Here is a 21,897-nt window from a genome sequence, read left to right as displayed (position 1 = left end):
ACCCCCGCCGCGGTGGACCGCGGATGGGAGAAGGCATGCCGATGCACCGCGGACGCGGTGGTCGGGGCCCGGGACGCGGCTCAGGCCGCGGACGCGCCCCTCGCGGCGATGTCCGAACGGCCGTCCTGATCCTGCTCGGCGAGGAGCCGATGCACGGCTACCAGTTGATGCAGGCCATCGCCGACCGCAGCGGCGGACGCTGGACCCCCAGCCCCGGTGCGATCTATCCGACCATCAACCAGCTGGAAGACGAGGGCCTGGTGACCGTCACCGCGGACGCCGGCCGCAAGCTCGTCACGCTGACCGACGCCGGCCGTCAGTACGTCGAGGAGCGTCGCGAGACCTCCGCCGACCCCTTCGCCGGCTTCGCGACCGCAGAGCCCGCCAACGACCTGCGTGGACTGCTCGAGGAGCTGCACTCAGCCACTCGCCAGGTAGCCCGCAGCGGCTCGGACGAACAGCGCGCAGCGGCAGCCAAGATCCTTTCCGAGGCTCGCCGGTCGCTGTATCTCTTGCTGGCCGACGGCCCGAAGACCCCCGAGGCCTGAAAAAACCTGCACCTCGCAGGGAACGTTTCGGCCGAACGGCTCCTCTTCCTCGATGTTCACACATCTGAGGAGGGGCCGAGATGGGGATCCGAAAGCTCGCCGCAGCGGTACACATCCTGCTTGCGGCGGCTCACGTCTACTGGGCAACTGGCGCAACCTGGCCCGCGCCCGACGAGCGATCACTCTCCCGAGCGGTCATCGGTGGGGAAGTGTCATTCGCTCCCCACATAGTGCTGCCACTGGCGGCGTTCCACCTGCTCCTGGCAGTCGCGGTACTCCGGTCTGACCGGTCCGCCCTGGCCAGAGTCGTAGTGGCCGGACTCGCAGCCGGCCTGGCCGCGCGAGCAACTCTCGGCGTCGCCTGGGCCTTCGTCGAGACAGACGCCGGTACTGCGTTCCACTGGCTCAACCTATTGCTCTACACACCGGCCTGCGTGGCTCTCCTGGCGATCGACGTCAGATTGCTCCAGGCCAAGTGGCTCAAGCGACTAGTCATTCCACTGCCCGTTCTCGGCGTAGTACTAGTCAGCTTGCTGGCCTACGGCTATCAGCCAACGGCCCAGCCGAGCCCCCAGCCATCTAAAGACTCCCGGTACGTCGAAACGCCGCTGGCAACGTTCCACTACTTGCAACGCGGTACCGGCGCACCCGTCGTGCTCCTGTCGCCAGGCGCCTCGCCGGCTTCGGCCTGGCAGCCTGAACTGGACGCTCTGTCGAAGACCCATGCCGTGTATGTCGTGGACCTCCCCGGTCAAGGGGAGACCCGACTGCACGGTAATGGGTTCGCCTTCGACCTGGACGCCATGACGGGAGCGCTGGGGGAGTTCCTGGACCAGCTCGACCTGCACCAGGTCGTCCTGGGCGGGAACTCCTGGAGCGGTGGCTGGGGGCTCGCCTATGCGCAGCAGCATCCCGAGCGGGTGTCCAAGCTGCTCGTGCTGGCGCCTTCCGGGCTGGCTGAGCCGGACCCCGCGAGCTGGGAGGCATTGAAGTTTCCGCTCGCCGGTGAACTACTCGCGAAGCTCGGTGCCAGCTGGTCTGCCGTGCAGGCAGCGGTCCGGGATCTCTTTGTCCACAAGGACCTGGTGACTCCGGCGCTTGTCGACCAGATGTGGGTGCCAGGCACGTATCGTGACAACGTCCGGGCGATGTACGCGCTCGAGCGCGGCCTCGACTGGCGCGTCACTCAAGCGGCCTTGCCGCGCACCGGGCAACCTGTGCTGATCATCTGGGGCGAGGAGGACGCAGTGCTGCCGGTCGCGCAAGCGCAGCGCTTCGCGAAATTGTTGCCACATGCAACGGTCCGGACACTGGCGGGCTGCGGGCACGCCCTCACTCTGGACTGTGCGGATCGGGTGACGCCGTTGCTGGAAGAGTTCGTGCAGTGATCGATGAACCCGAGCAGTTGGTGCGCGCGGCGCAGCGAGGTGACACGCTCGCCATGCACGACCTGCTCGACCAGTTGGCGCCGTACGTCGGACGGATCTGCGCACCGATCGCCTTGAGCAACGGGCCGGACGCGGCCCAGGAGGCGCTGGTCGCGGTGTTCAAGTCGCTCGGCACGCTGCAGGAGCCGGCCGCGTTGTTCGGCTGGGTCCGGGCGATCGCGATCCGCGCGGCGATCCGGGTGGCGAAACAGGACGAGCGCCAGGTCGCCGCCGATCTGGCGGAAGTACCGGCTCGCGGTGATCCGCAACTCGCGGTCGACATCCGCGACACCTTGGCACGGTTGTCGCCCGAGCATCGCGCACTACTCGTTCTGCGGGATCTCGAGGGGCTGGACGAACGCGAAGCGGCGGCGCTGCTCGCGGTACCGGCAGGAACGGTGAAGTCCCGCCTCCACCGAGCTCGGGCAAGTTTCCGAAAGGCATGGGCATCATGACCGACGATTGGCCGGACGTTCAGCTGGATTCCGTACGACGGCTGCGCGCGCTGGCAGCCGGCATCCCCGGCGCCACGGTGACCGAACGCGTGTACGACACCACGCCTGCCCACGCGTGGGATCTGATCTGGGGCGACGGCAGGACCTTCGTCGAGTTCCAGACCGACATGAAGAAGATCGAGTGGATCGAGCGTGACGGGGACCAGGTGCAGCTGCAGGTTCGCAGCCACTACGGCATGCGGGCCCGGCTGCGAGGGACCATTCGCCCTGGGTGGTGCTGGTTGCAGAGCCGCTTCCTGTTGATGGGCATGGCGGTCGCTGAAGAACCAGGCGGCGGTACGCGAGTAGCCCTCACCGGCGGAGTCCGGGTGCCAGGCCGCGCGGCGCTCATCCCCATCGGTGTCCGCCGCGAGAGCACCAAGTCCCTCAACCGCCTGAAGGCAATGCTTGAGGCCAGGACCTAGTCAGTGGGTGACGGTGGCTGGGATTGCGGCGAGGAGGGCCTTGGTGAGGGGGCGGTAGCCGAGGTCGTTGGGGTGGAAGAGGTCGGGGGCCAGCTTGCCGCGCCAGGGTGGGCGGACGTGGCGGGAGAGTTCGGCGACCGGGAGGCCTCGTTCGGCAGCGGCGGCATGGATTGTGCGGTTGATGCCGGCGACGTACGGGCTGCAGAGGCTGCCGATTCCCCAGAAGCGGTTGGGAAGGAGCAGGTCCATCACGACCGAAGGAGACGGGAGGCGCTGGATGAGTTGGCGCAGGTTGCTGTGCACCACTTTCGGTGCGGTGCCGAGGATGTCGTTGCTGCCGATTCCGCAGGTCACCAGGTCTGGCTCGATGCCGAGCTTGTCGAGCATCGGGAGTTGGTCGTGGAGGACGTGAGCCGCCTGGGCGCCGGCACGGGAGAGGTTGAGCACGCGCCACGGTCGGCCGCCAGACCCGTTCAGGACGTTGACCGTCTGGCCGACGTACCCATGCAAGGGTGTCGTCGCCCCGAGGCCCTGGGCGGTCGAGTCGCCGAGCACCACCCAGAGCGGGCCGTCGCCGGCGAGCGCTGTCTCGTTCTGACGGGTCCAGTACTCCGCGTACGTCCGCGCCTGTACGTCGACATAGGCAACCCCGTCGCACCACCGACGGAACGCGCGCCGCGCCGTCGTCCGGTCGGCGTCACCCCACCGCACCACCATCTGATGCAGCACACCGATCGGCGTCGCGTGATCGTGCTCACTACGTTCGTAGTGCCTTTCGGCAGCACCTAGTAAAGCCATTGGCCCCCCTCTGGTCATCACCTCGGCGCCGGAACACACGAGGTGACCCGGAGGTGAACAGCTGGTGACCAGCGAAGGTACCTGATGAAGATGAACAACCCAGCGACCGTGTTTCGGCGCAGTGTGCCCGGGCTGGGCCCACTGCGCCGGAGGCTGATCGATCAGCAGACAACGTTGGTGCACTGGGCGTGATTGCCGTTGTGGGCGGCGTGGTTCCCGCCTCCGTCGGTGACACCGGGCACGGCCTCGATACCGAGGTCGTGGTTGTAGTCGGCGGTGTTCCGCGTCAACGTGGTCGTCGGCGCGTAGACGTGGATGCCGTCGCCGCCGTTGTGGTTGGTGATGTTGCGCTCGAGTACTGTCGCGGTCGCGTTGCCGTCCACGAAGATCCCGTCGTACTGCCTGCTGCTGGCGACGTTCCGCGCGACGATGTTGTGCTCGGCGGCCGTCGGTGCGTCCAGGGTCGCCACGAAGATGGCCGGTCCGCGGCCGCCGGTGACTGTGTTCCGGACCAGCTTGTTGCGATCGCCGCCATCGATGACGATCCCGAATCCGGCCGTATCCGGGAAGCCGAAGGTGCCCGAACCGGTCACCTGGTTGCCGCTGATGAGGTTGCCGTGGGCCTCCTCCAGGACGATGCCGTCGCCGTTGTCGGTCAATCGGTTGCCTTCTACCCGATTGCCGGTCGCGCCGCCGCCGAGGTCGAGCGCAGAGCCACGCTGCTGCGACAAGACGTTCCGGACGATCGTGATGCGAGAGCTTCCGTTGGCGGCGGCGATCCCGTGGTTGTTGTGGTCGAGGGTGTTGTTCTCGACCGTGCCGCCGCGGACGCCGACCAGGACCACAGCGGTGCCGTCGGTCCCCGTCACCCGGTTCTTCTGGATCACCGCGTCGGTGGAGTCGACGACGACGATCCCCACCCCGAAGTTGTTCCGTACGGTCAGTTGGCGCAGCCGGATGCGGCCGGCACCGTCGGCGAACACGGCAACTGCGAACTGGCGGATCACACCACCCCGGACAATGACACCGTCATGGCCGGCGAGGTTCGAGACGCCGATGTCGCAAGGGGAGTCGCTGGGGCAGTCGGCCTGGGTGTTGTCCCCGTCGATGGTGTGTCCGTTGAGATCGACGGTGATGTTGTCGGCGCCGATCACGAGACCCACACCGGGGCAGTCGATCAGGTCAGCGCGCAGCTTGAGGTCAGTGGTGATCGTCTCCCCGCAACGCGGTGCAGACACACTTGCCGGCCGGGCAGCTGCAGCTGGAAAGGCGACAGCGGACCCGGTCACCGCCATCCCCAGTGCGATCGCTGCGGAAAGTATTCGTCCTGCTGGCATGGTTCGCTCCTCGCCTCAGGCCTGGCATTCCCGGCCGTTGCGATCGAAGCTAGGTGCCACGGAGCGGTTCCGAATCGGGGCGACCTCCCGGCCGGTGTCCGGGTTCTCCCTGACGCCGCAAGGCGAGAGGTCAGTGCGCGTCCGGACTCGCGCGACGAAAGGAGTCGGTAGCTTCGAGCACAGGGGGGCTGTCGATGAACAGGATCCGTACGACCGCAGCAGCGCTCGTTCTCGTGGCGGCCTTCGTCGGCTGCAGTGGACCGGTCGACAAGGCCGGCGGGAGCCTGCCGACCGGCGCTGTCACCCTGACGATGGCGACACCGACCCTGGAGGAGATCCAGCCTCTCGTGGACGAGGTGGCCCGCGCCTCCAACGGGTCGATCCAACTCGACCTGGTCAGCCGGCCGAGTGTCGAAGCCACCGACGCCGATCTCATCCGGTCCGTCGAGTCAGGCGAGGTGGATCTCGCTGTCGTCCCCGCCCGGGCCTGGCACGCGCGTGGCGTCAACGACTTCGACGCATTGTCCGCGCCGATGGCAGTGGACAGTCTCGCGTTGGAGCAGCAGGTGGCAGCAAGCGACCTGGCGACCGAGATGCTCACATCGGTCGGCGCCTTCGGTCTCGTCGGCCTCGGAATCCTGCCGGGACCGATCCGCAGGCCGGTAGGGATCACCCGCAACTTGCTCGGGCCTGCGGACTTCCGCGGTGCGCGAATCGGCTACTCGGCGTCTGAGGTAGGAGTTCGGGCAGTTCGAGCCCTGGGAGCCAAGCCGGTGACGACCCGGTTCGGCGGCGCACCGCTGGAAGGGATGGACGGGGCGGAGCACCAGGTCTCCGGCATCCAGGGCAATCACTATGACGGCGTCGCCAAGACGATCACCGGGAACGTCAGCCTCTGGGCCAGGCCGCTCGTGCTTGTTGCCAATAGCAAGAAGCTGGACTCCGGTCAGGCCGACGTACTGCGCAGCGCCGCCCAGGCAGCGGTCAAAACGTCCGCCGACCTGCAGCGCAAGGTCGAGGCCGAATCGGCGGCCGTACTGTGCCGTCGGGGAAAGCTGCAGTTCGTCACCGCGAGCGGTGCTCAGATCCAGCAACTCCGTGACGCGTTCGTGCCGGTCTACTCCTGGTTGCGTCAGGACCCGAAGACCCGCGCCAACCTCGACCGGATCGAGGATCTGCGGGCGAACCTGCCGCCCGAGCCGGCGAGCAAGTTGCTGACCTGCGCGGGAACCAAGCCACCGGCCGCTGCGGCAGCGAGCAAGCTGGATGGGGTCTACCGGACGAGCTTCAGCAAAGCGGAGCTGGCCGCATCGCCGCTGCTGTACGACGCCGGCGAGATCAACGACGACAACTGGGGCGACCTCACCCTCACCGTCAAGGAGGGTCAGGTCACGTTGTCCAAGCGAGGCAGCGGCTCGGCCACCGGGACGTGCACAGTGCAAGGCGATACGGTCCTGCTCTCCTTCACCGGTACCGGCGAGACGTTCGGGTTCCACTGGAATCTCTACCGGGACACGCTCACCTTCCGGCGCGACGAGTCACTCGGTCCGGGACCGACGCCCTTCCTGGTCAAGCCGTGGAGGCGGGTCGGCTGAAGGCATCTGCACAGTAAGGCGGGTACCTGCACCCGGCCGGCTCTCGACCTGGAATGTCCCGCCGAGGGCGTGGACGCGGTCGGTCAGACCGCGCAGACCAGTGCCTCTGGCCGGATCAGCGCCACCGACCCCGTCATCGGTGACCTTGACGACGACCTCGCCATCCGTCAGCGCCACCTCGATCCGTGCTCGGCCGGCCTGCGCGTACTTGCCGATGTTGGCAAGAGCTTCGGAGCAGACGAAGTAGGCAGTCGCCTCGACGGCCGCGGGGAGCCGAGCAGTCATCACCTCGAGTTCGACCGGAGTCAAACAGGTGCCGGCCAGCTCGGCGAGCGCCACAGCCAGACCTGACTCGGTCAGCACCCGGGGGTGAATGCCGCGCGCGAACTCGCGAAGCAGGACCTGGGACGAGTCGAGATGCGCCCGAAGCTCAGCCGGATCATCGGCCGTCAGCAGCCCGCTCACCTCTGACAGCCGTTGCATCGCGCCCTTCTGGAGAAGGCCCTCCAGCCGTCGGCGCTCGGCATCCGCGGCTTCGACGATGCGGCGGCGGGCCGCCTCGACCTCGCCGACGCGTGCTCGTACCTCGGCCTGCAGGCGGACGTTTGTGGCCGCCATCCGCGCCAGCGACACCACGGATTCGACCAGTTGCGGATCGTCGAGTACAGCAGCATCGTGCACGAGTACGCCGATGTGCTGGCCGTCTGCCACCAACGGGGTCTGTACGCGGGTGGGGTCGCCGTCGGGCAGTGCGACCGGGCGACCCGCCTCATCCACATACCCACCCGTTTCGGGCAGCCAATAGCCCAACACCAGCGAGGGATCACCGAGTGCCTGCCCCAGTTTGTCTGCCAGTACGCCGGCCCGCTCCGGCTCGCCCAGGTCGACGACAAGGCCGGTGATCGCCGCGTGCGCCGGGCGGATGCCAACGAACAGAACAACCGCGGCCGCTCCGACCACCAACTCGTACGCCCAGAGCACTGTGGTGTCGATCGAGGATCCGATCAAGCGGGCACCAGCGCCCACGCCGAGCACCAGCATGATCCCGACAGTCGCCGCGGCCGCTAGCCCCCGCGCCCGCCGCTCTCGGTGAGGTGCCTTGCCATATTCGATCAGCGCTGCCCCGATGACCACGCTGGCCAACGCGACCGTCACACCGTTCGCCCGCCCGACCGGGGAGACCAGCGCATCGACGTACGCCAAAGCGATGACGACCCGCGTCGGCCACCTGCGAGGCCAGCCGCGTGGATAGCTGAGGAGAAGGTGGACCAGCGGCCCCCGGTGTAAGAACAGGGCGAGACCGCCCAGGTTCCCGGCGAACCAGGCGATGGCGGTAGCCGTCATGAGCAGACCTGTCGCCCGCGGACGCTTCGAAGCGGCGGCCAGGCCGAGACCCGCCAACGTCGTACCGACGATCGTGTCGACGACAGCGAGGCCGATGTCCTGCATGATTCAGCCGACCAGGGCAGCCACTGCGGCTCCCGACAACTCCGCCTTGGAGATGAAGCCCCGCGCGGTACTGCCTGCCAGGCGCCGACGGTACGACGAGCTGTCACGGCTGGAGACGAAGACCACGGCTGGGCCGTCGGGGTCCTCGGCCAGCTGGCGGGCCACCTCGAAGCCGTCCAGGTCGGGCAGCTGGATGTCCAGAAGGACCACGGTCGGGTGCAACCGGCGGCTCGCTTCCAGCGCGGACCGGGCATCGCCCGCCTCACCCACCACCTCGAAGCCCTCCGCCGTCAGCAGCGCGCGGGCGATCGTGCGGAAGGGTGCGTGATCGTCGACGATCAGGACCCGCTCGGCCATGCGTCGATCGTCGCACAGCCACCGCCGGGTGGAATCAGGGCTGGCCCCCGGTCCGGAGGGCGGCCAGAACCGCGAGTACCCGGCGGTGGTCGGCCGCGGTGTCGGGCAGCCCGAGCTTGCGGAAGATGTGCCCGACGTGGGATTCGACGGTCTTCAGACTGAGCCGCAACAGCTGGCTGATGCCTTGGTTGGAGCGTCCCTCGCCCATCAGCGCGAGCACCTCCCGCTCGCGCTCGGTCAGCTGGTCGAGCGGCGTGGGTGCGCGCCGGCGGGCCAGCAAGCGGGACACGATCGTCGGATCGAGTACGCATTCGCCCTCCGCGATCCGCCGCAGACTGTCGACCAGCACCGCGATGTCGGAGACCCGGTCCTTGAGCAGGTAGCCGATCCGCTCCGGCTGCCGCTCGAACAGGCGCATCGCGTACCGCGACTCGAGGTAGTGCGACAGCACCAGGACCCCGACGGAAGGATGCCGTTCGCGGATTGCCAGCGCCGCGACCAGACCTTCCTCGGTGTGCGTCGGCGGCATCTTGATGTCGACGATGGCGACATCGGGCAGATCCAGCGCGACCAGGCGCAAGAGCGCGGGCGCGTCGCCGACCGTTCCGGCCACCTCTACGCCGACCTCGCCGAGCAGGCGGGCCAGACCTTCCCGCAGCAGAAGCTCGTCATCGGCCACTACGACGCGCACGGTACCTCCGCATGGATGTGGGTGCCCCCGGACGGCAGGCGCTTCACTGTCAGCTGCCCGGACAGCGTGTCCACGCGATCCTCGAGGTCGGTCAGGTCGCGGGGCGGTTGTGCGTCCGTCTCGATGTCCAGTACGAGGCGACCGTTCGCCCGGGCGGCCTGTACGGTTGCCAGCCGGCTCTGGAAGCTGCGGTTCAAGGCCTCGGCGACCACGAAGTACGCGGCCGACTCGACCGGGGGATCGAACCGGCCGTCGGGGAGCCGGCCGAGAACGATCCGGATCGGATGTGTCTCCGCCAAGGTCTCGAGAGCCGCTGCAAGCCCTTCGCCGGCGAGTGCGTTGGGATAGAGCCCGTGAGCGATCTCCCGGAGCTCGTTCAAAGCCTTCTTCACCTGTGCCTGCGCTGCCTGGAGTCGTCCGGAGTCGTCCTCGGATCGCAGAGCCGTCAGCTGCAGTGACAGCGCCAGCGAGATCAGCCGCTGCTGAGCGCCGTCGTGCAGGTCCCGTTCCAGCCGGCGACGTTCGGCGTCACCGGCCTCGACCAAGCGGGCGCTCGACGAGCGCAGGTCTTCCAGCTGGGCCGCGGCCTCGGCCTGTAGCCGTTCATGATCCAGGGCGAGGCGAGCTGCACCTGCGATCTCGCCTGCCAGTTGTGGATCGTCCAGCAGTCCAGGGCGATGGGTGACCAGCGCCACCGTCTCGCCATGTCGGACCAACCGCGTGACAGCTTGCCCGGCGCCGGACACCGATAGCCGGCCGCGGCCGTCGACCAGGCGCCCGTCAACCAGCTCGTACTGGACCTGCAGCGATGAATCCCCGAGCAGACCAGCCAGTGCGTCGCGGAGACCGCCGGGCGGCGGGGAGCCGGCCACATCCACCACGAGCCGGGCGACGGCCGAACGAGCTCGCCTTGCGCGCATCCACTCGGCTGCGATGCCGAGGACCATCGCCACCAATGCTGCGGCCTGGCCGAACCAGAGACGTCGATCCACCGGGCCGTTGCTCAGGTAGCCCCTTGCGGAGGAATGCACGCACCACGCGGCGATCAGTGCCAGGTAGGCGATCCCTGGAATGACTACCGGTGCAGTGGTCCGTCGCATGGCGATCGTCGATCGGGCCAGTCGCAGAAGGGCCAGTACCGCGGCGGCCATGGCTCCGGCGACTGTGAGCCAGAGGCCTACCCGGTTCACGGTGGCCGCCGCCGACGCATCGGCCTGGAGGAGAAGGAGATTGCGCGGACATGTCGAACACCCAGTGGCAGCCGGATCGGTGAGCAGAGCCGGAACCACACCGAGCCCTAGGAACGTACCGGCGGCCAAGGTTGCCACCGCCAACCGATCCGCAGTGGAAGTACGGACAGCCCGGTACGAGAGGACGGCATAGGCCAGCAGCGGCGGACACGCGAGGTAGGTGACCATGCCGACGGTGAAGACGATCGCCGAACCCACCCCGGGGTTGTTCCACTCGAGGAAGAACCAGGCGAAGCCCGCAGCCGTGATCGCCGCGCCGAACGAGGCAGTTGGATGCCGTCTGGCAGCGGCGAGCCCGGCGCAGCTCAGCGTCCACCCGACGAGCAACTCGGTGACTCCGGCCGACCATGAACCGCCGCTGAAGGAGAAGTCCGGCGACCGGCGGACAAGAGCCAGAGTGCAGACCCCTAGTGCCAACCCGACCAGCGAGAACACGATGGTGTTCCGTCGTACGGCCCCCATGCGACTCATGGTCGCAGAAGTTGCCCCACCTGGGGAGTCAGAGTGCGCGGAGTAGTACCAGGCAGCGGGGGGCGAGGGGGACGACGGCGCCGGCGACGACCTCGGTGGCGCCGCTGGAGCTGGTGTCGAGGACTACCTCGTACGCCGGTGCCCAGGAGGCGTCGGGGACTACGACGTCGCGGGTTTCGGCGGTGGCGTTGAGGGCGAGGAGGAAGGAGTTGTCGACCGGAACGTTGCCGTCGGCATCGGTTCCGCGGATGGCGTCGCCGGCCAGGAACATGCCGATGGTGCGGAGGTTTCCGTCGTGCCAGTCGGCTTCGGTCATCTCGCCGCCGTGCGGGGCGATCCAGGAGAGGTCCTTGCGGCCGCCGGGCACGACTGGCTGGCCGGAGAAGTAGTGCCACTGGCGCAAGGTCGGGTGGGCGGCCCGCAACGCGAGCAGCTTCTTGGTCAGCGCGAAATGATCCGACCAGACACCAGGCAGCGACCAGTCGAACCAGGAGGTCTCGTTGTCCTGGCAGTACGGATTGTTGTTGCCGTGCTGCGTCCGCCCGCACTCGTCGCCGGCCGTGATCATCGGTACGCCGGTCGACAGCACCAGCGTCGCCATCAGGTTCGCCATCTGCCGCTTGCGCAACGCGACGACGCCGGGATCGTCCGTCTCGCCCTCGAAACCACAGTTCCAGGACCGGTTGTCGTCGGTCCCGTCGCGATTGTCCTCGCGGTTGAGCTCGTTGTGCTTGTGATCGTAGGACACCAGGTCGCGCAGGGTGAATCCGTCGTGCGCGGTGACGAAGTTGATCGACGCATACGGGTACCGCCCGTCGTCGCCGTACAGATCGCTCGATCCGGACAGCCTGTACGCGAGGTCCTGTACGCCGTACGACGACGTGCGCCAGATGTCGCGCACACTGTCGCGGTACTTCCCGTTCCACTCCGACCAAGGCGTCCCGAAGTTGCCGACCTGATAGCCGAAGTTCCCGACGTCCCACGGCTCGGAGATCAGCTTGACCCGCCCGAGCACCGGATCCGCCGCGACCTCCGCCAGGAACGGATGCCCGACCGTGTCGACCTCGTGGCGCTCGTTGCGGATCAGCGTCACCGCCAGGTCGAACCGGAACCCGTCGACGCCCATCTCCTCGACCCAGTACCGCAGCGAGTCCATCACCAGCCGGCGGACCTGTGGGTGCGACGTGTCGACCGAGTTGCCCGTCCCGGTGACGTCGTACATCGTGCCGCCCTGCGTCAGCCGGTAGTACGCGCGATTGTCGAGCCCGCGGAAGCTCAGCGTCGGCCCGTCGAAGCCACCCTCGGCCGTGTGGTTGTAGACGACGTCGAGGATCACCTCGATCCCCGCGGCATGGAACGCGGCGACCATTGCCTTGAACTCGGCAACCTGCTCACCCAGCGACCCGGATGACGAGAACGGAGCATGCGGCGCGAAGTAGTTGAGCGTGTTGTAGCCCCAGTAGTTGGGCAGCCCGCGCGCCGCGATGGCCGGCTCGGTCAGGAAGTGGTGGATGGGCAGCAACTCGACCGAGGTGACCCCTAGGTCGACCAAGTAGGAGATGACCGACGGGTGGGCCAGTCCGGCGTACGTGCCGCGCTGGTGCTCCGGTACGTCGGGATGCAGCTTGGTGAACCCCTTGGTGTGGAGCTCGTAAATCACCGTCTCGGTCCACGGAACCGGCCTGCTGATCGGCGGCGGCGGCTCCGACGACGCGACAACCACCCCAACCGGCACATGCCCGGCCGAGTCGCCCTCCGAGGAGTCGTAGATCAGCGGCGAGGCGAAGTCGAGCTCCCCGTCGACCGCCCGCGCATACGGGTCGAGCAGCAGCTTGGCCGGGTTGAACCGCAGCCCGTGCGTCGGGTCGAACGGCCCGTGCACCCGGTACCCGTACCGCTGCCCGTGCCCGACCCCGGCGACGAACCCGGTCCAGTACTCGCCCATGTGCGCGAGGTCCAGATTGCGCTGGCCCCCTTGCTGGTCGATCAGCGCCAACTCGACCCGCTCGGCGGCGGGCGCCCAGACGGTGAAGGTCGTGCCATCGGACTGGACCACCGCGCCCAGCCGGAGGTCCGGATCGGGCGATGGGCCGAGCGCATTCGGGGCGGCGGTGGCTTCGGTCACCGGCACATTGTGCCCATGACAGGTCAAACCGCGCTGCCTGGGAGCGAAACCTGATACAAGTCCTGACAAATATGCAGGGAGTGTTATTAACTTACTCCCGACCACGCGGCCCTAGTGAAGGAACTCCATGTCTGACTCTGACCTGACGGTCGGGCTGATCGGCGCGGGCAACATCGCGCACGTTCACGTCACGGCCTGGCAGGCGCTCGGCGCGCGGGTGCTGGTGCACTCGGCCGCCGGTGCCGAGGAACTCGCCGCGCGGTACGGGCTGGAGTTCGCCCCGACGCTCGACGGCCTGCTGGCCGAGGTGGACTTCGTCGACATCGTCACGCCCTCGGCGACGCACAAGGAGATCGCACTGGCCGCGATCAAGGCCGGCCGCGACGTCATCTGCGAGAAGCCGCTCGCACTGCGGGCCAGCGACGCGCACGAGCTGTCCGAAGCGGCGGCTGCGGCAGGCGTACGGATCTACCCGGCGCATGTGGTCCGGTACTTCCCGGGGTACGTCGCTGCGCACGAAGCAGTCCTCGAGGGGCGGATCGGCAAGGTAGCCGTCGCCCGCTTCTTCCGGCAGGCGTCCTCCCCGGCCGGTGCCGGCTGGTACCGCGATGTCGCCCGCTCCGGCGGCGTCATCATGGACCTGATGGTGCACGACCTCGACCAGGCCCGCTGGCTGTGCGGCGAGGTGACCAGCGTGTACGCCGTACAGAGTCCGCCGAATGTGGACGGCATCAGCCCGGTCAACGTAGCGGCCCACGTGACGCTGACCCACGAGGGTGGCGCGATCAGCCACCTGCGGGCGACCTGGGGTGTGCCGGGGACGCCCTTCCGGACCGGCTTCTCCATTGCCGGCTCCACTGGCGTGCTCGAGTACACCTCGGATAAGGAGACCGGCTATGCCGAGGAGCTGCAGGGAGAGTCGGACAGCGGAGACCTGCTGATCCCCGAGTCGACTCTCTATGAGAGCCCGTACCTGACCCAGCTGCGTGAGCTGTCCACTGCCCTCAAGAACGGCTCCACGCCCCGAGTGGTTGCTGCAGATGGCACGGCGGCGGTCTACCTGGCCGAGGCGGCCCGCGTATCGATGACGACTGGTCGCACTGTCGACATGACTACCTTCGACCCGGCAGGAGTACCCGCATGACCCTGAAGGTAGCGATCGCCTCCTTCGCCCACACTCACGCTTCGTCCTACGCCGGGCTGCTCAACTCACTGCCCGACGTGGAGGTGCTCTCCTCGGACCCCGATGGCGCGGCCGCCCCCGACGCTGGTCCCCGAGGCGCTGACTTCGCCGCCAAGCTAGGCATCCCCTACGTCGGCTCCTACGACGAGCTATTCGCCTGGGGCCCGGATGCCGTCGTGGTGACCGCGGAGAATGCGCTGCACCGCGGCCTGGTCGAGCGAGCCGCCGCAATAGGCGCACACGTGCTCTGCGAGAAGCCACTGGCGACAGAGGTAGCCGACGGCCAAGCCATGCTCGCCGCTTGCGAGGCAGCCGGCGTGATCCTCATGACTGCCTACCCGGTGCGCTTCGCGCCGTCGTACGGGCGGCTGCGGGCATCGGTCGAGGCAGGTCGTCTGGGCGACGTGTTCGCGGTTATGGGGACTAACAACGGGAAGATCCCCTATGCCCAGCGGCAGTGGTTCACGGACGCCAAGCTGGCCGGCGGGGGAGCGATGGTCGACCACACGGTCCACTGCGCCGACCTGATCGACGGGCTGACCGGTGGCGCGGAGGCAGTAAGGGTCCATGCTGTGGCCAACCACGTGCTGCACCAGGACAAGGGTGTGGAGGTGGAGACCGGCGGCCTGGTCACCATCACCTACGACAACGGGCTACTGGCAACCATCGACTGCTCCTGGAGCGTGCCCGACAACGGGCCGACTTGGGGTGGTGTGACGCTGCAGGTGACGGGTACGAAGGGCTCGGTGGAGATAGCGCCGTTCCAGTCGCATGTGGGCGGTACGGACGCTTCCGGTGAGGTCTTCCTCTCAGTAGGCGGCGACCTCGACTCGATGATGCTTGGCGAGTTTCTGAGCGCAGTACGGGCCTCTGGCAAGGCAGTGCCCGGTACTACGCCCGCTGTGGTCCCGCAGCCGGACGGTGCAGTCGGCCTGCGGACCCTGCGCATCGTCGACGCCGCCCGTCGATCGGTAAGCGCCGGGCAGCCCGTCGACGTGTAACCGGGACCTCCCGGTAGTACGAGTATTCGCAGTGGTCCGGTACCGTGCCCGGGGATGTGACCGGCGGGTAGTGCTGAGACTGAGGAGCTGTGATGGGTGAGTTCGTCAACCTGACCGTGGCCGACGGGGTCGGCACGATCCGGCTGGACCGGCCGAAGATGAACGCGCTCAACGTGCAGGTCCAGGACGAGATCCGCGACGCCGCGCTGGCGGCGACCGCCGACGACGCGGTGCGGGCCGTCGTGATCTACGGCGGCGAGCGGGTCTTCGCAGCCGGCGCGGACATCAAGGAGATGGCTGACATGTCGTACGCCGACATGGTCAAGCGCTCCGGTCCGCTGCAGGCCGCGCTGAACGCGGTCGCCGCCATCCCGAAGCCGACCGTCGCGGCGATCACCGGCTACGCGCTCGGTGGCGGCTGCGAGCTGACCCTGTGCGCGGACTACCGGATCGCTGCGGACGACGCCAAGCTCGGCCAGCCCGAGATCCTGCTCGGCGTCATCCCCGGCGCCGGTGGCACGCAGCGGCTCTCGCGGCTGATCGGGCCGTCCAAGGCCAAGGACCTGATCTTCACCGGCCGCTTCGTGGACGCGGCCGAGTCGCTGCAGATCGGGCTGGTCGACAAGGTCGTACCGGCTGCCGAGGTGTACGACGCCGCTGTTGCCTGGGCCTCGCAGTTCTCCAAGGCGGCCTCGCTGGCGCTGCGCGCGGCCAAGGAGGCGATCGACGCCGGGCTCGGGGTCGACCTGCACACCGGGCTGGAGATCGAGCGGCAGCAGTTCGCGGCCCTGTTCGCCACCGAGGACCGCACGATCGGGATGAAGTCTTTTGTCGAGAACGGCCCCGGCAAGGCCGAGTTCAAGGGAATCTGATGACCACGTCTGCTTCGAAGCCCGCTGCCACCGCCGAAGAGGTCGAGGCCGCGTGGAACGACAACAAGCTCGCCCAGGTGCTCTACCACGACTGGGAAGCGTCGACCTATGACGAGAAGTGGTCGATCTCGTACGACGAACGCTGCGTCGACTACGCCCGCGACCGGTTCACCGACGTCGCCGGGTCCGACGGCTGGCCGTACGGCAAGTCGCTCGAGATCGGCGCCGGCACCGGCTTCTTCACGCTGAACCTGAAGCTGGCCGGCGTACTGGCCGAGGCGCATGTCACCGACCTGTCGCCGGGCATGGTCGAGGCGGCCAAGCGCAACGCGGACACGCTCGGCTTCGCGATCGAGGGCAAGGTCGCGGACGCGGAGAAGCTGCCGTACGACGACGGCACCTTCGACCTGGTGATCGGGCACGCGGTGATCCACCACATCCCGGACGTCGAGCTGGCGTTCCGCGAGATGCTCCGGGTGCTCAAGCCGGGCGGCCGCTTCGTCATCTGCGGCGAGCCCACCCGGTACGGCGACTTCGTGGCGCGGCGGCTGTCGCGGTTCACGTGGTGGGCGACGACCAATGTGACCAAGCTGCCGGCGCTGTCGCATTGGCGCCGGCCGCAGTCGGAGCTGGACGAGTCGTCGCGGGCGGCTGCGTTGGAGGCCGTGGTCGACTTGCACACGTTCGACCCGGACACGCTGGCTCGGATGGCGTCGCGCGCCGGCGCTGTCGACGTACGGACAGTGACCGAGGAGTTGCTCGCGGCCTGGGTCGGGTGGCCGATCAGGACGTTCGAGGCCGCCGTACCGGAGGAGAAGCTCGGATTCGGGTGGCGGATGTTCGCGTACAAGTCCTGGCTGCAACTGTCGAAGGTCGACAAGGTTCTGTCTCAGGTCGTACCCGATGAGCTCTACTACAACGTGTCCATCACAGGTGTCGCCCAGTAGCGGTGTACATACTGGACGGATGCGGTTGCTGACGGCGGCGAATCTGCGCTGGGTGGTGCGCCACCGGGCGTGGACGCCGTACTACCTGAAGCGCTACTGGCGCTTCGGCTGGTTCAAGCTGCGGCACCGCCATGTCGTCACCGAGGGATTCGTCTTCCTCGGCAAGAAACTGGAGATCGTCGCGCGGCCCGGGCACGGGCGGCTGATCCTCGGGCAGTGGGTGCATCTGGGTGACGAGACGCGGCTGCGTGCCCATGAGGGCACCCTGCGGATCGGCGACAAGGTCGTCTTCGCCCGTGACGTCACTGTCAACTGCTACCTCGACATCGAGATCGGCGCGTCGACCTTGATCGCCGACGGCACCTACATCTGCGACTTCGACCACAAGACCGAGGACCTCGACCTCCCGATCAAGGACCAGGGCCTGGTCAAGTCACCGGTCCGGATCGGCCCCGACTGCTGGCTGGCCACCAAGGTCACCGTCACCCGCGGCGCCGACATCGGCCGCGGCGTGGTGATCGGCGCCAACAGCGTTGCCCGAGGCAACATCCCGGCGTACTCCGTAGCCGTCGGCGTCCCCGCCGAGGTGGTCCGCGACCGCCGCACCCGCTACGAGGCAGACGCCCCCCGCCGCGCCTACCTCGCAGACCTGGCCAAATCCAACGCCGAAACCACCGCCCGCCTACAAGCCGGCCACCCCCCACCCACAGCACCCCCGCGCCCCTCCAGCGAAGCCGGCCACACCACACCGACACCAGAGCCGCGCCCCTCCAGCGAAGCCGGCCACACCGCACCGACGGCAGAGCCGCGCCGCTCCAGCGAGGCCGGCCCGCTCGGCTCACCCAGTGCAGACGGAGGCTCGGAAACCACCTCCTCGGCGCAGGCCGACCCGACCCAGGCGAAGCCGTCCGCCGCGTCCGGCCAACGCTCGCCGACAGAGAATCCTTTGACTTTTGCAGTGGAAGAGGACGCGAGGGGTAACAGCGTCGGGACAACTGGTGATAAGGCAGATATGACCAGGGGGTTCTCAAGTTACTCGCCAGTCGTGCACTATGTCCCGGAAGTAGCCGAAGAGGAGACGCAGCGTGGCTGAGCAGGCGGACAAGGGGTCCATCCTGGACCAGGCGGCCGCCGACGGCTCGATCACCGACGCGCGGCACCGGGCGGTCGATCCGGTGCCGATCGTGGTGGCGGATGTGACGGACGGTGTGGATCTGGCTACGTTGGAGTCAGCGGACGGCGTGCCGTCCGCACCGATCTGGAGGGTGCGGCGCAAACTGTCGCCGCGCCCGGTACCGGGCAACCGACGCAGGAAACCGCCGGTCCCGGCACCGGTGACGGACGAGGAACCGATCCCGGCTGAGGAGATGGACGACGTGGGTACTCAACCCGACAAGGCGGCCAAGACCGCCGATGCCGAGAAGGCGGTGACACCGGACGTGGAGGCTGAGGAGACTCCCGCGACCGCAACGTCCGCCGAGGCGTCCAGCGCACGCGGTACCACCGCGACCGCGACGAAGCCCGCGAAACCGAAGACGGCGGCCGAGATCGTCGCCGAGCAGAAGGCCCGCGAGAAGGCCGCCGCCGAGTCGCCTCAGGACGATACGGCGGTGACGAAGCCGGTCACCCGGCAACCCGCCGCGCCGAGCGCTGCCGCAGTACCGGGCGCGACCACGCCCAAGACCGGCGTCAAACCTGTCGCCGCCGCGGCCAAGAAGACCGCGACGTCTTCTTCCGGCTCGGGCAAGGCCGCGTTGTCCGCGGTTGGTTCGGGCGTCAAGCGCTTCCGGAACCTGCTGGCCTCGCTGGTCTGGCTGATCGCCGTCATCGCGGCCGCGTTGCTTGCCCTGGGCGCTCTCTTCACCGCGTTAGACCAGGCCAACCAGAGCAACGAGATCGTGAAGTGGGTGCTGGAGCGCGGGCACGACCTGGTGGGCCCGTTCAAGGACCTCTTCCGGCTCGAGACTGCGAAGAACACCCTGCTCGTCAACTGGGGGATCGCGGCGCTCGTCTACCTGATCATCGGCAAGATCGCCGAACGCTTCATCCGTCCCTGACCTGTACGCCGTCAGGCCGCGGCCCCCGTATTGGCTGGTCCGCCTACGTGGTCTGCGGCCGGGCGACGACGATGAGGTCGAGGCTGTCGTCGAGGTCGCCCGGCCGGATCACGAAGTCGTCGTACCTGGTCTCCTTCACCAGCTGGACCAGGTCGGCCGGCCACTGGGTGTGGTCCGACGCGAGTTGCGCGTCCACACACGACCCGTGCTCCCGCTCCCACGCGGTCAGCTTGTCGCCGTGCCAGAGGCCGAGCGTCTCGACGACCTCCAGGTCCGCTCCGACCAGCTCGACGAACTCGGGGCCGGTGAGTTCCCTGGTGTGATACCAGTTGCCGCTCGGGAAGGTCAGCCGGTTCGGAGTGCTCAGGACGATCGTGGCGCCGGGCGCTGTGATCCGCGCGCACTCCGTGATGAAGCGCGGCTGCTCCCACAGGTGCTCGATCGTCTGCAGCGACACGAGCAACTCGAAGGCGTCGTCGGCGAAGGCGGTCTGGACGAGATTGCCCTGCACCAGATTGACTTGTGGATAAGCCTTGGCGACGTGGCGAAGCGTCGTACCTTCATAGTCGAGACCGAACACCTGCCTGGCTCCGGCCCGGTGCAACAGGTCCGCGCCGTACCCCTCGCCGCAGCCGGCGTCGAGGGCGCGGCGGGTCTCGGAAGTCAGCCAATTCGCCGTGATCCAGCGATAGGCAGCCTCGTGGCGCGCGAACCAGTAGTTCTCATGCCAGATCCCGGGGGCTGTTCTCTCACCGGTGAGCGGTAACGTCTCGGTCACCAGGTGACTGTAACTGTGATGGGACTCGCACGCGTCATATGTTTCTCGCGAGTAACATCCGTGGCAGGCTGGGAGAGACCGTTAACCAGAAGGGGTCCCACACGCTATGAAGATCGTCGTCTGCGCGAAGTTCGTGCCGGATGCCACGGCGGATCGCCGCTTCCGCTCCGAGGACAACACGGTGGATCGCGCCGGGGTCGACGGGCTGCTGTCCGAACTGGACGAGTACGCCGTCGAGACCGCGCTGACCGTGAAGGAAGCCGGCGACGGTGAGGTGACCATCCTCACGGTCGGGCCGGAGCAGGCTGCCGACGCCATCAAGAAGGGTCTCCAGATGGGCGCCGACGCCGGCGTCCACGTGAACGACGACGGCATCCACGGCTCCGACGCCGTGGCGACCTCGCTGATCCTGGCCAAGGCGCTGGGCAAGCTCGAGGCCGACCTGATCGTCTTCGGGATGGCGTCGACCGACGGCTCGATGGGCGTCGTGCCGGCGATGGTGTCCGAGCGGCTCGGGCTGCCCGGTGTCACGCTCGGCTCGTCGGTCGCCGTCGACGGCAACACCGTGACGATCCGCCGGGACGGTGACACCGCCAGCGACACCATCGAGGGCACGCTGCCGCTCGTGCTGTCCGTGTCGGACCAGTCCGGCGAGCCGCGGTACCCGTCGTTCAAGGGCATCATGGCCGCGAAGAAGAAGCCGGTCGAGACCTGGTCGCTGGCCGACCTGGAGATCTCGCCCGATCAGGTCGGCGCCTCCTCGGCGTGGACCGAGGTCACCGAGGTGACCGCCCGCCCGCCGCGGTCGGCCGGCACGATCGTCACCGACGAGGACGGCAGCGGCGCTGCCCAGCTCGTCGAGTTCCTGTCCACCAACAAGTTCCTCTGAGGGGCGAGCAAACTCATGTCGAACGTTCTCGTTCTCGTCGACCACACCGGTGGCAAGGTCCGCAAGACGACCGCTGAGCTGCTGACCATCGCACGCCGCCTCGGCGAGCCCGTCGCAGTCTTCATCGGCGACAACGTGCAGGACGCACTGCCCGCCCTCGGTCAGTACGGCGCGACCAAGGTGATCGCGCTGACCGACCCCGAGCTCACGCAGTACCTGGTGGCACCCAAGGCCGAGGCGCTGCAGCAGGTCGCGGCCAAGATCGAGCCCAGCGCGATCCTGATCTCCTCGAACTCCGAGGGCAAGGAGATCGCCGCCCGCCTGGCGGTCAAGCTCGACTCCGGCCTGATCACCGACGCCGTGGACGTGCAGGAGGGCCCGGTCACCACGCAGTCCGTGTTCGCCGGCAACTACTCGGTCCAGGCCAAGGTCACCCACGGCACGCCGATCATCACGGTCAAGCCGAACGCTGCGACCCCGGAAGCGGCCGAGACCTCGCCGGAGGTGGAGGAGTTCGACGTCACGATCTCCGACGGCGCGAAGACGGCCCGCATCACCGACTCCAAGCCCCGCGAGGCCACTGGCCGCCCGGAGCTGACCGAGGCCGCGATCATCGTCTCCGGTGGCCGCGGTACCGGTGGTGACTTCAGCCCGATCGAAGCCTTCGCCGACTCGTTGGGCGCAGCGGTTGGCGCCTCCCGGGCGGCAGTCGACTCGGGTTGGTACCCGCACGCCTACCAGGTGGGCCAGACCGGCAAGACCGTGTCGCCGCAGCTCTACATCGCGGCAGGCATCTCCGGCGCCATCCAGCACCGGGCCGGCATGCAGACCTCGAAGACCATCGTCGCGATCAACAAGGACGAGGAAGCCCCCATCTTCGAGCTGGTCGACTTCGGCGTCGTGGGCGACCTCCACAAGGTCCTCCCCGCCACCACCGAAGAGGTCACCAAGCGCAAGTCCTGAACCATCTGAACCAGATGAAGTGATCAGCGCCCGGTCCGGCCCCGCCGACCGGGCGCTGTCGTCCGCGAGTTGCTGATGATCAGGCCGGTGGCGCTGGCGAACCTGATTCGTTCGACCGGGTCGGCGATCTCGTGCCGCGGCTGCTGCCAGTCCCGCTCGGCCAGCGGCGTCTGGTCGGAGGCGACCCCGCCGCTTCGCCTCGCGCGGAGCCAGTAGCCGGTCACCGCCGCCGTCGGCGCG

The 21,897-nt window shown here is 68.1% G+C and carries 22 protein-coding genes; 13 read left to right on the top strand and 9 right to left on the bottom strand.

The window, feature by feature from the left end; all coding sequences use genetic code 11:
- Positions 1-35 precede the first annotated feature (35 nt).
- The 4 genes from ABD768_RS17510 (at position 36) to ABD768_RS17495 (ending at position 2,894) form a co-directional block, all read left to right on the top strand.
- Positions 36-548: a PadR family transcriptional regulator gene (locus ABD768_RS17510; protein ID WP_343963777.1), complete on the top strand. Its 513-nt coding sequence runs from the start codon at positions 36-38 to the stop codon at positions 546-548.
- Positions 549-628: 80 nt separating this feature from the next.
- Complete coding sequence (locus tag ABD768_RS17505; RefSeq protein WP_344841720.1) at positions 629-1,936, top strand: alpha/beta fold hydrolase; 1,308 nt, start codon at positions 629-631, stop codon at positions 1,934-1,936.
- The gene (locus ABD768_RS17500; protein WP_343963774.1) at positions 1,933-2,430 is read left to right on the top strand and encodes an RNA polymerase sigma factor; all 498 of its coding nucleotides are present in this window, start codon (positions 1,933-1,935) and stop codon (positions 2,428-2,430) included. Before ABD768_RS17505 ends, ABD768_RS17500 begins: the two co-directional genes overlap by 4 nt.
- Entirely contained in the window at positions 2,427-2,894 is a 468-nt protein-coding gene (locus ABD768_RS17495) for an SRPBCC family protein (protein ID WP_343963773.1), read from the top strand. Before ABD768_RS17500 ends, ABD768_RS17495 begins: the two co-directional genes overlap by 4 nt.
- Here ABD768_RS17495 and ABD768_RS17490 read toward each other — a convergent pair whose 3' ends face one another.
- Together ABD768_RS17490 and ABD768_RS17485 are read right to left on the bottom strand one after the other, a co-directional pair.
- Positions 2,895-3,692: an SGNH/GDSL hydrolase family protein gene (locus ABD768_RS17490; RefSeq protein ID WP_344841716.1), complete on the bottom strand. Its 798-nt coding sequence runs from the start codon at positions 3,690-3,692 to the stop codon at positions 2,895-2,897. It abuts the gene before it with no gap.
- A gap of 161 nt (positions 3,693-3,853) precedes the next feature.
- Positions 3,854-4,930 carry a right-handed parallel beta-helix repeat-containing protein gene (locus ABD768_RS17485; RefSeq protein WP_344841713.1) on the bottom strand — a complete coding sequence of 359 codons (1,077 nt, stop codon included), beginning with the start codon at positions 4,928-4,930 and terminating at the stop codon, positions 3,854-3,856.
- A gap of 293 nt (positions 4,931-5,223) precedes the next feature.
- Between ABD768_RS17485 and ABD768_RS17480 the strand changes: the two genes are divergently transcribed.
- Positions 5,224-6,624: a TRAP transporter substrate-binding protein gene (locus ABD768_RS17480; protein ID WP_344841711.1), complete on the top strand. Its 1,401-nt coding sequence runs from the start codon at positions 5,224-5,226 to the stop codon at positions 6,622-6,624.
- Here ABD768_RS17480 and ABD768_RS17475 read toward each other — a convergent pair.
- The 5 genes from ABD768_RS17475 to glgX are packed head-to-tail and all read right to left on the bottom strand — an operon-like array spanning position 6,568 to position 12,967.
- Positions 6,568-8,073 carry a sensor histidine kinase gene (locus tag ABD768_RS17475; protein ID WP_344841708.1) on the bottom strand — a complete coding sequence of 502 codons (1,506 nt, stop codon included), beginning with the start codon at positions 8,071-8,073 and terminating at the stop codon, positions 6,568-6,570. The genes ABD768_RS17480 and ABD768_RS17475 overlap by 57 nt on opposite strands.
- 3 nt (positions 8,074-8,076) lie before the next feature.
- Positions 8,077-8,430, bottom strand: coding sequence for a LytR/AlgR family response regulator transcription factor (locus ABD768_RS17470; RefSeq protein WP_344841706.1), 354 nt, complete (start codon positions 8,428-8,430; stop codon positions 8,077-8,079).
- Between the two features lie 34 nt (positions 8,431-8,464).
- Positions 8,465-9,121 carry a response regulator transcription factor gene (locus tag ABD768_RS17465; RefSeq protein WP_344841704.1) on the bottom strand — a complete coding sequence of 219 codons (657 nt, stop codon included), beginning with the start codon at positions 9,119-9,121 and terminating at the stop codon, positions 8,465-8,467.
- Positions 9,109-10,833 (bottom strand): sensor histidine kinase, encoded by a 1,725-nt coding sequence (locus ABD768_RS17460; protein WP_344841702.1) that lies wholly within the window; start codon positions 10,831-10,833, stop codon positions 9,109-9,111. Before ABD768_RS17460 ends, ABD768_RS17465 begins: the two co-directional genes overlap by 13 nt.
- A 37-nt stretch (positions 10,834-10,870) precedes the next feature.
- The gene (gene glgX, locus ABD768_RS17455) at positions 10,871-12,967 is read right to left on the bottom strand and encodes a glycogen debranching protein GlgX (protein WP_344841700.1); all 2,097 of its coding nucleotides are present in this window, start codon (positions 12,965-12,967) and stop codon (positions 10,871-10,873) included.
- A gap of 127 nt (positions 12,968-13,094) precedes the next feature.
- Between glgX and ABD768_RS17450 the strand changes: the two genes are divergently transcribed.
- From ABD768_RS17450 to ABD768_RS17425, 6 genes are all read left to right on the top strand, one after another.
- On the top strand, positions 13,095-14,111 hold the full coding sequence (locus tag ABD768_RS17450; RefSeq protein WP_344841698.1) for a Gfo/Idh/MocA family protein: 1,017 nt from the start codon (positions 13,095-13,097) through the stop codon (positions 14,109-14,111).
- Positions 14,108-15,151 carry a Gfo/Idh/MocA family protein gene (locus ABD768_RS17445; protein ID WP_344841695.1) on the top strand — a complete coding sequence of 348 codons (1,044 nt, stop codon included), beginning with the start codon at positions 14,108-14,110 and terminating at the stop codon, positions 15,149-15,151. Before ABD768_RS17450 ends, ABD768_RS17445 begins: the two co-directional genes overlap by 4 nt.
- 92 nt (positions 15,152-15,243) lie before the next feature.
- Positions 15,244-16,023 (top strand): enoyl-CoA hydratase/isomerase family protein, encoded by a 780-nt coding sequence (locus ABD768_RS17440; RefSeq protein ID WP_343963763.1) that lies wholly within the window; start codon positions 15,244-15,246, stop codon positions 16,021-16,023.
- A complete protein-coding gene (locus ABD768_RS17435) occupies positions 16,023-16,970 on the top strand; it encodes a class I SAM-dependent methyltransferase (protein ID WP_344841692.1) in 948 nt (315 codons plus the stop codon). Before ABD768_RS17440 ends, ABD768_RS17435 begins: the two co-directional genes overlap by 1 nt.
- A gap of 19 nt (positions 16,971-16,989) precedes the next feature.
- A complete protein-coding gene (locus ABD768_RS17430) occupies positions 16,990-18,063 on the top strand; it encodes an acyltransferase (RefSeq protein ID WP_344841689.1) in 1,074 nt (357 codons plus the stop codon).
- Positions 18,056-19,027, top strand: a complete 972-nt coding sequence (locus ABD768_RS17425) for a hypothetical protein (protein ID WP_343963757.1) — start codon at positions 18,056-18,058, stop codon at positions 19,025-19,027. The genes ABD768_RS17430 and ABD768_RS17425 overlap by 8 nt, the downstream gene beginning before the upstream one ends.
- A 43-nt stretch (positions 19,028-19,070) precedes the next feature.
- Here ABD768_RS17425 and ABD768_RS17420 read toward each other — a convergent pair whose 3' ends face one another.
- Positions 19,071-19,805 carry a class I SAM-dependent methyltransferase gene (locus ABD768_RS17420; RefSeq protein WP_344841686.1) on the bottom strand — a complete coding sequence of 245 codons (735 nt, stop codon included), beginning with the start codon at positions 19,803-19,805 and terminating at the stop codon, positions 19,071-19,073.
- 106 nt (positions 19,806-19,911) lie between these two features.
- Here ABD768_RS17420 and ABD768_RS17415 point away from each other — a divergent pair, with 106 nt between their 5' ends.
- Positions 19,912-20,694 (top strand): electron transfer flavoprotein subunit beta/FixA family protein, encoded by a 783-nt coding sequence (locus tag ABD768_RS17415; RefSeq protein WP_344841684.1) that lies wholly within the window; start codon positions 19,912-19,914, stop codon positions 20,692-20,694.
- Between the two features lie 15 nt (positions 20,695-20,709).
- The gene (locus tag ABD768_RS17410; protein ID WP_343963751.1) at positions 20,710-21,657 is read left to right on the top strand and encodes an electron transfer flavoprotein subunit alpha/FixB family protein; all 948 of its coding nucleotides are present in this window, start codon (positions 20,710-20,712) and stop codon (positions 21,655-21,657) included.
- Positions 21,658-21,680: 23 nt separating this feature from the next.
- Here the strand turns inward: ABD768_RS17410 and ABD768_RS17405 are convergent, their stop codons facing one another.
- Positions 21,681-21,881 carry a hypothetical protein gene (locus ABD768_RS17405; protein WP_344841680.1) on the bottom strand — a complete coding sequence of 67 codons (201 nt, stop codon included), beginning with the start codon at positions 21,879-21,881 and terminating at the stop codon, positions 21,681-21,683.
- Between the last annotated feature and the right edge of the window lie 16 nt (positions 21,882-21,897).

Source organism: Kribbella ginsengisoli (assembly GCF_039537185.1).
GTDB classification, from domain to species: domain Bacteria; phylum Actinomycetota; class Actinomycetes; order Propionibacteriales; family Kribbellaceae; genus Kribbella; species Kribbella koreensis.
This window is presented reverse-complemented; position numbering and strand designations above follow the sequence as displayed.

Bases quoted from the DNA above. Each gene is read 5' to 3' on its own strand.
- ABD768_RS17510 (WP_343963777.1), top strand. From the start codon at position 36: ATGCCGATGCACCGCGGACGCGGTGGTCGGGGCCCGGGACGCGGCTCA.
- ABD768_RS17505 (WP_344841720.1), top strand. From the start codon at position 629: ATGGGGATCCGAAAGCTCGCCGCAGCGGTACACATCCTGCTTGCGGCG.
- ABD768_RS17495 (WP_343963773.1), top strand. From the start codon at position 2,427: ATGACCGACGATTGGCCGGACGTTCAGCTGGATTCCGTACGACGGCTG.
- ABD768_RS17490 (WP_344841716.1), bottom strand. From the start codon at position 3,692: ATGGCTTTACTAGGTGCTGCCGAAAGGCACTACGAACGTAGTGAGCAC.
- ABD768_RS17480 (WP_344841711.1), top strand. From the start codon at position 5,224: ATGAACAGGATCCGTACGACCGCAGCAGCGCTCGTTCTCGTGGCGGCC.
- ABD768_RS17475 (WP_344841708.1), bottom strand. From the start codon at position 8,073: ATGCAGGACATCGGCCTCGCTGTCGTCGACACGATCGTCGGTACGACG.
- ABD768_RS17470 (WP_344841706.1), bottom strand. From the start codon at position 8,430: ATGGCCGAGCGGGTCCTGATCGTCGACGATCACGCACCCTTCCGCACG.
- ABD768_RS17460 (WP_344841702.1), bottom strand. From the start codon at position 10,833: ATGGGGGCCGTACGACGGAACACCATCGTGTTCTCGCTGGTCGGGTTG.
- ABD768_RS17450 (WP_344841698.1), top strand. From the start codon at position 13,095: ATGTCTGACTCTGACCTGACGGTCGGGCTGATCGGCGCGGGCAACATC.
- ABD768_RS17445 (WP_344841695.1), top strand. From the start codon at position 14,108: ATGACCCTGAAGGTAGCGATCGCCTCCTTCGCCCACACTCACGCTTCG.
- ABD768_RS17440 (WP_343963763.1), top strand. From the start codon at position 15,244: ATGGGTGAGTTCGTCAACCTGACCGTGGCCGACGGGGTCGGCACGATC.
- ABD768_RS17435 (WP_344841692.1), top strand. From the start codon at position 16,023: ATGACCACGTCTGCTTCGAAGCCCGCTGCCACCGCCGAAGAGGTCGAG.
- ABD768_RS17430 (WP_344841689.1), top strand. From the start codon at position 16,990: ATGCGGTTGCTGACGGCGGCGAATCTGCGCTGGGTGGTGCGCCACCGG.
- ABD768_RS17415 (WP_344841684.1), top strand. From the start codon at position 19,912: ATGAAGATCGTCGTCTGCGCGAAGTTCGTGCCGGATGCCACGGCGGAT.
- ABD768_RS17410 (WP_343963751.1), top strand. From the start codon at position 20,710: ATGTCGAACGTTCTCGTTCTCGTCGACCACACCGGTGGCAAGGTCCGC.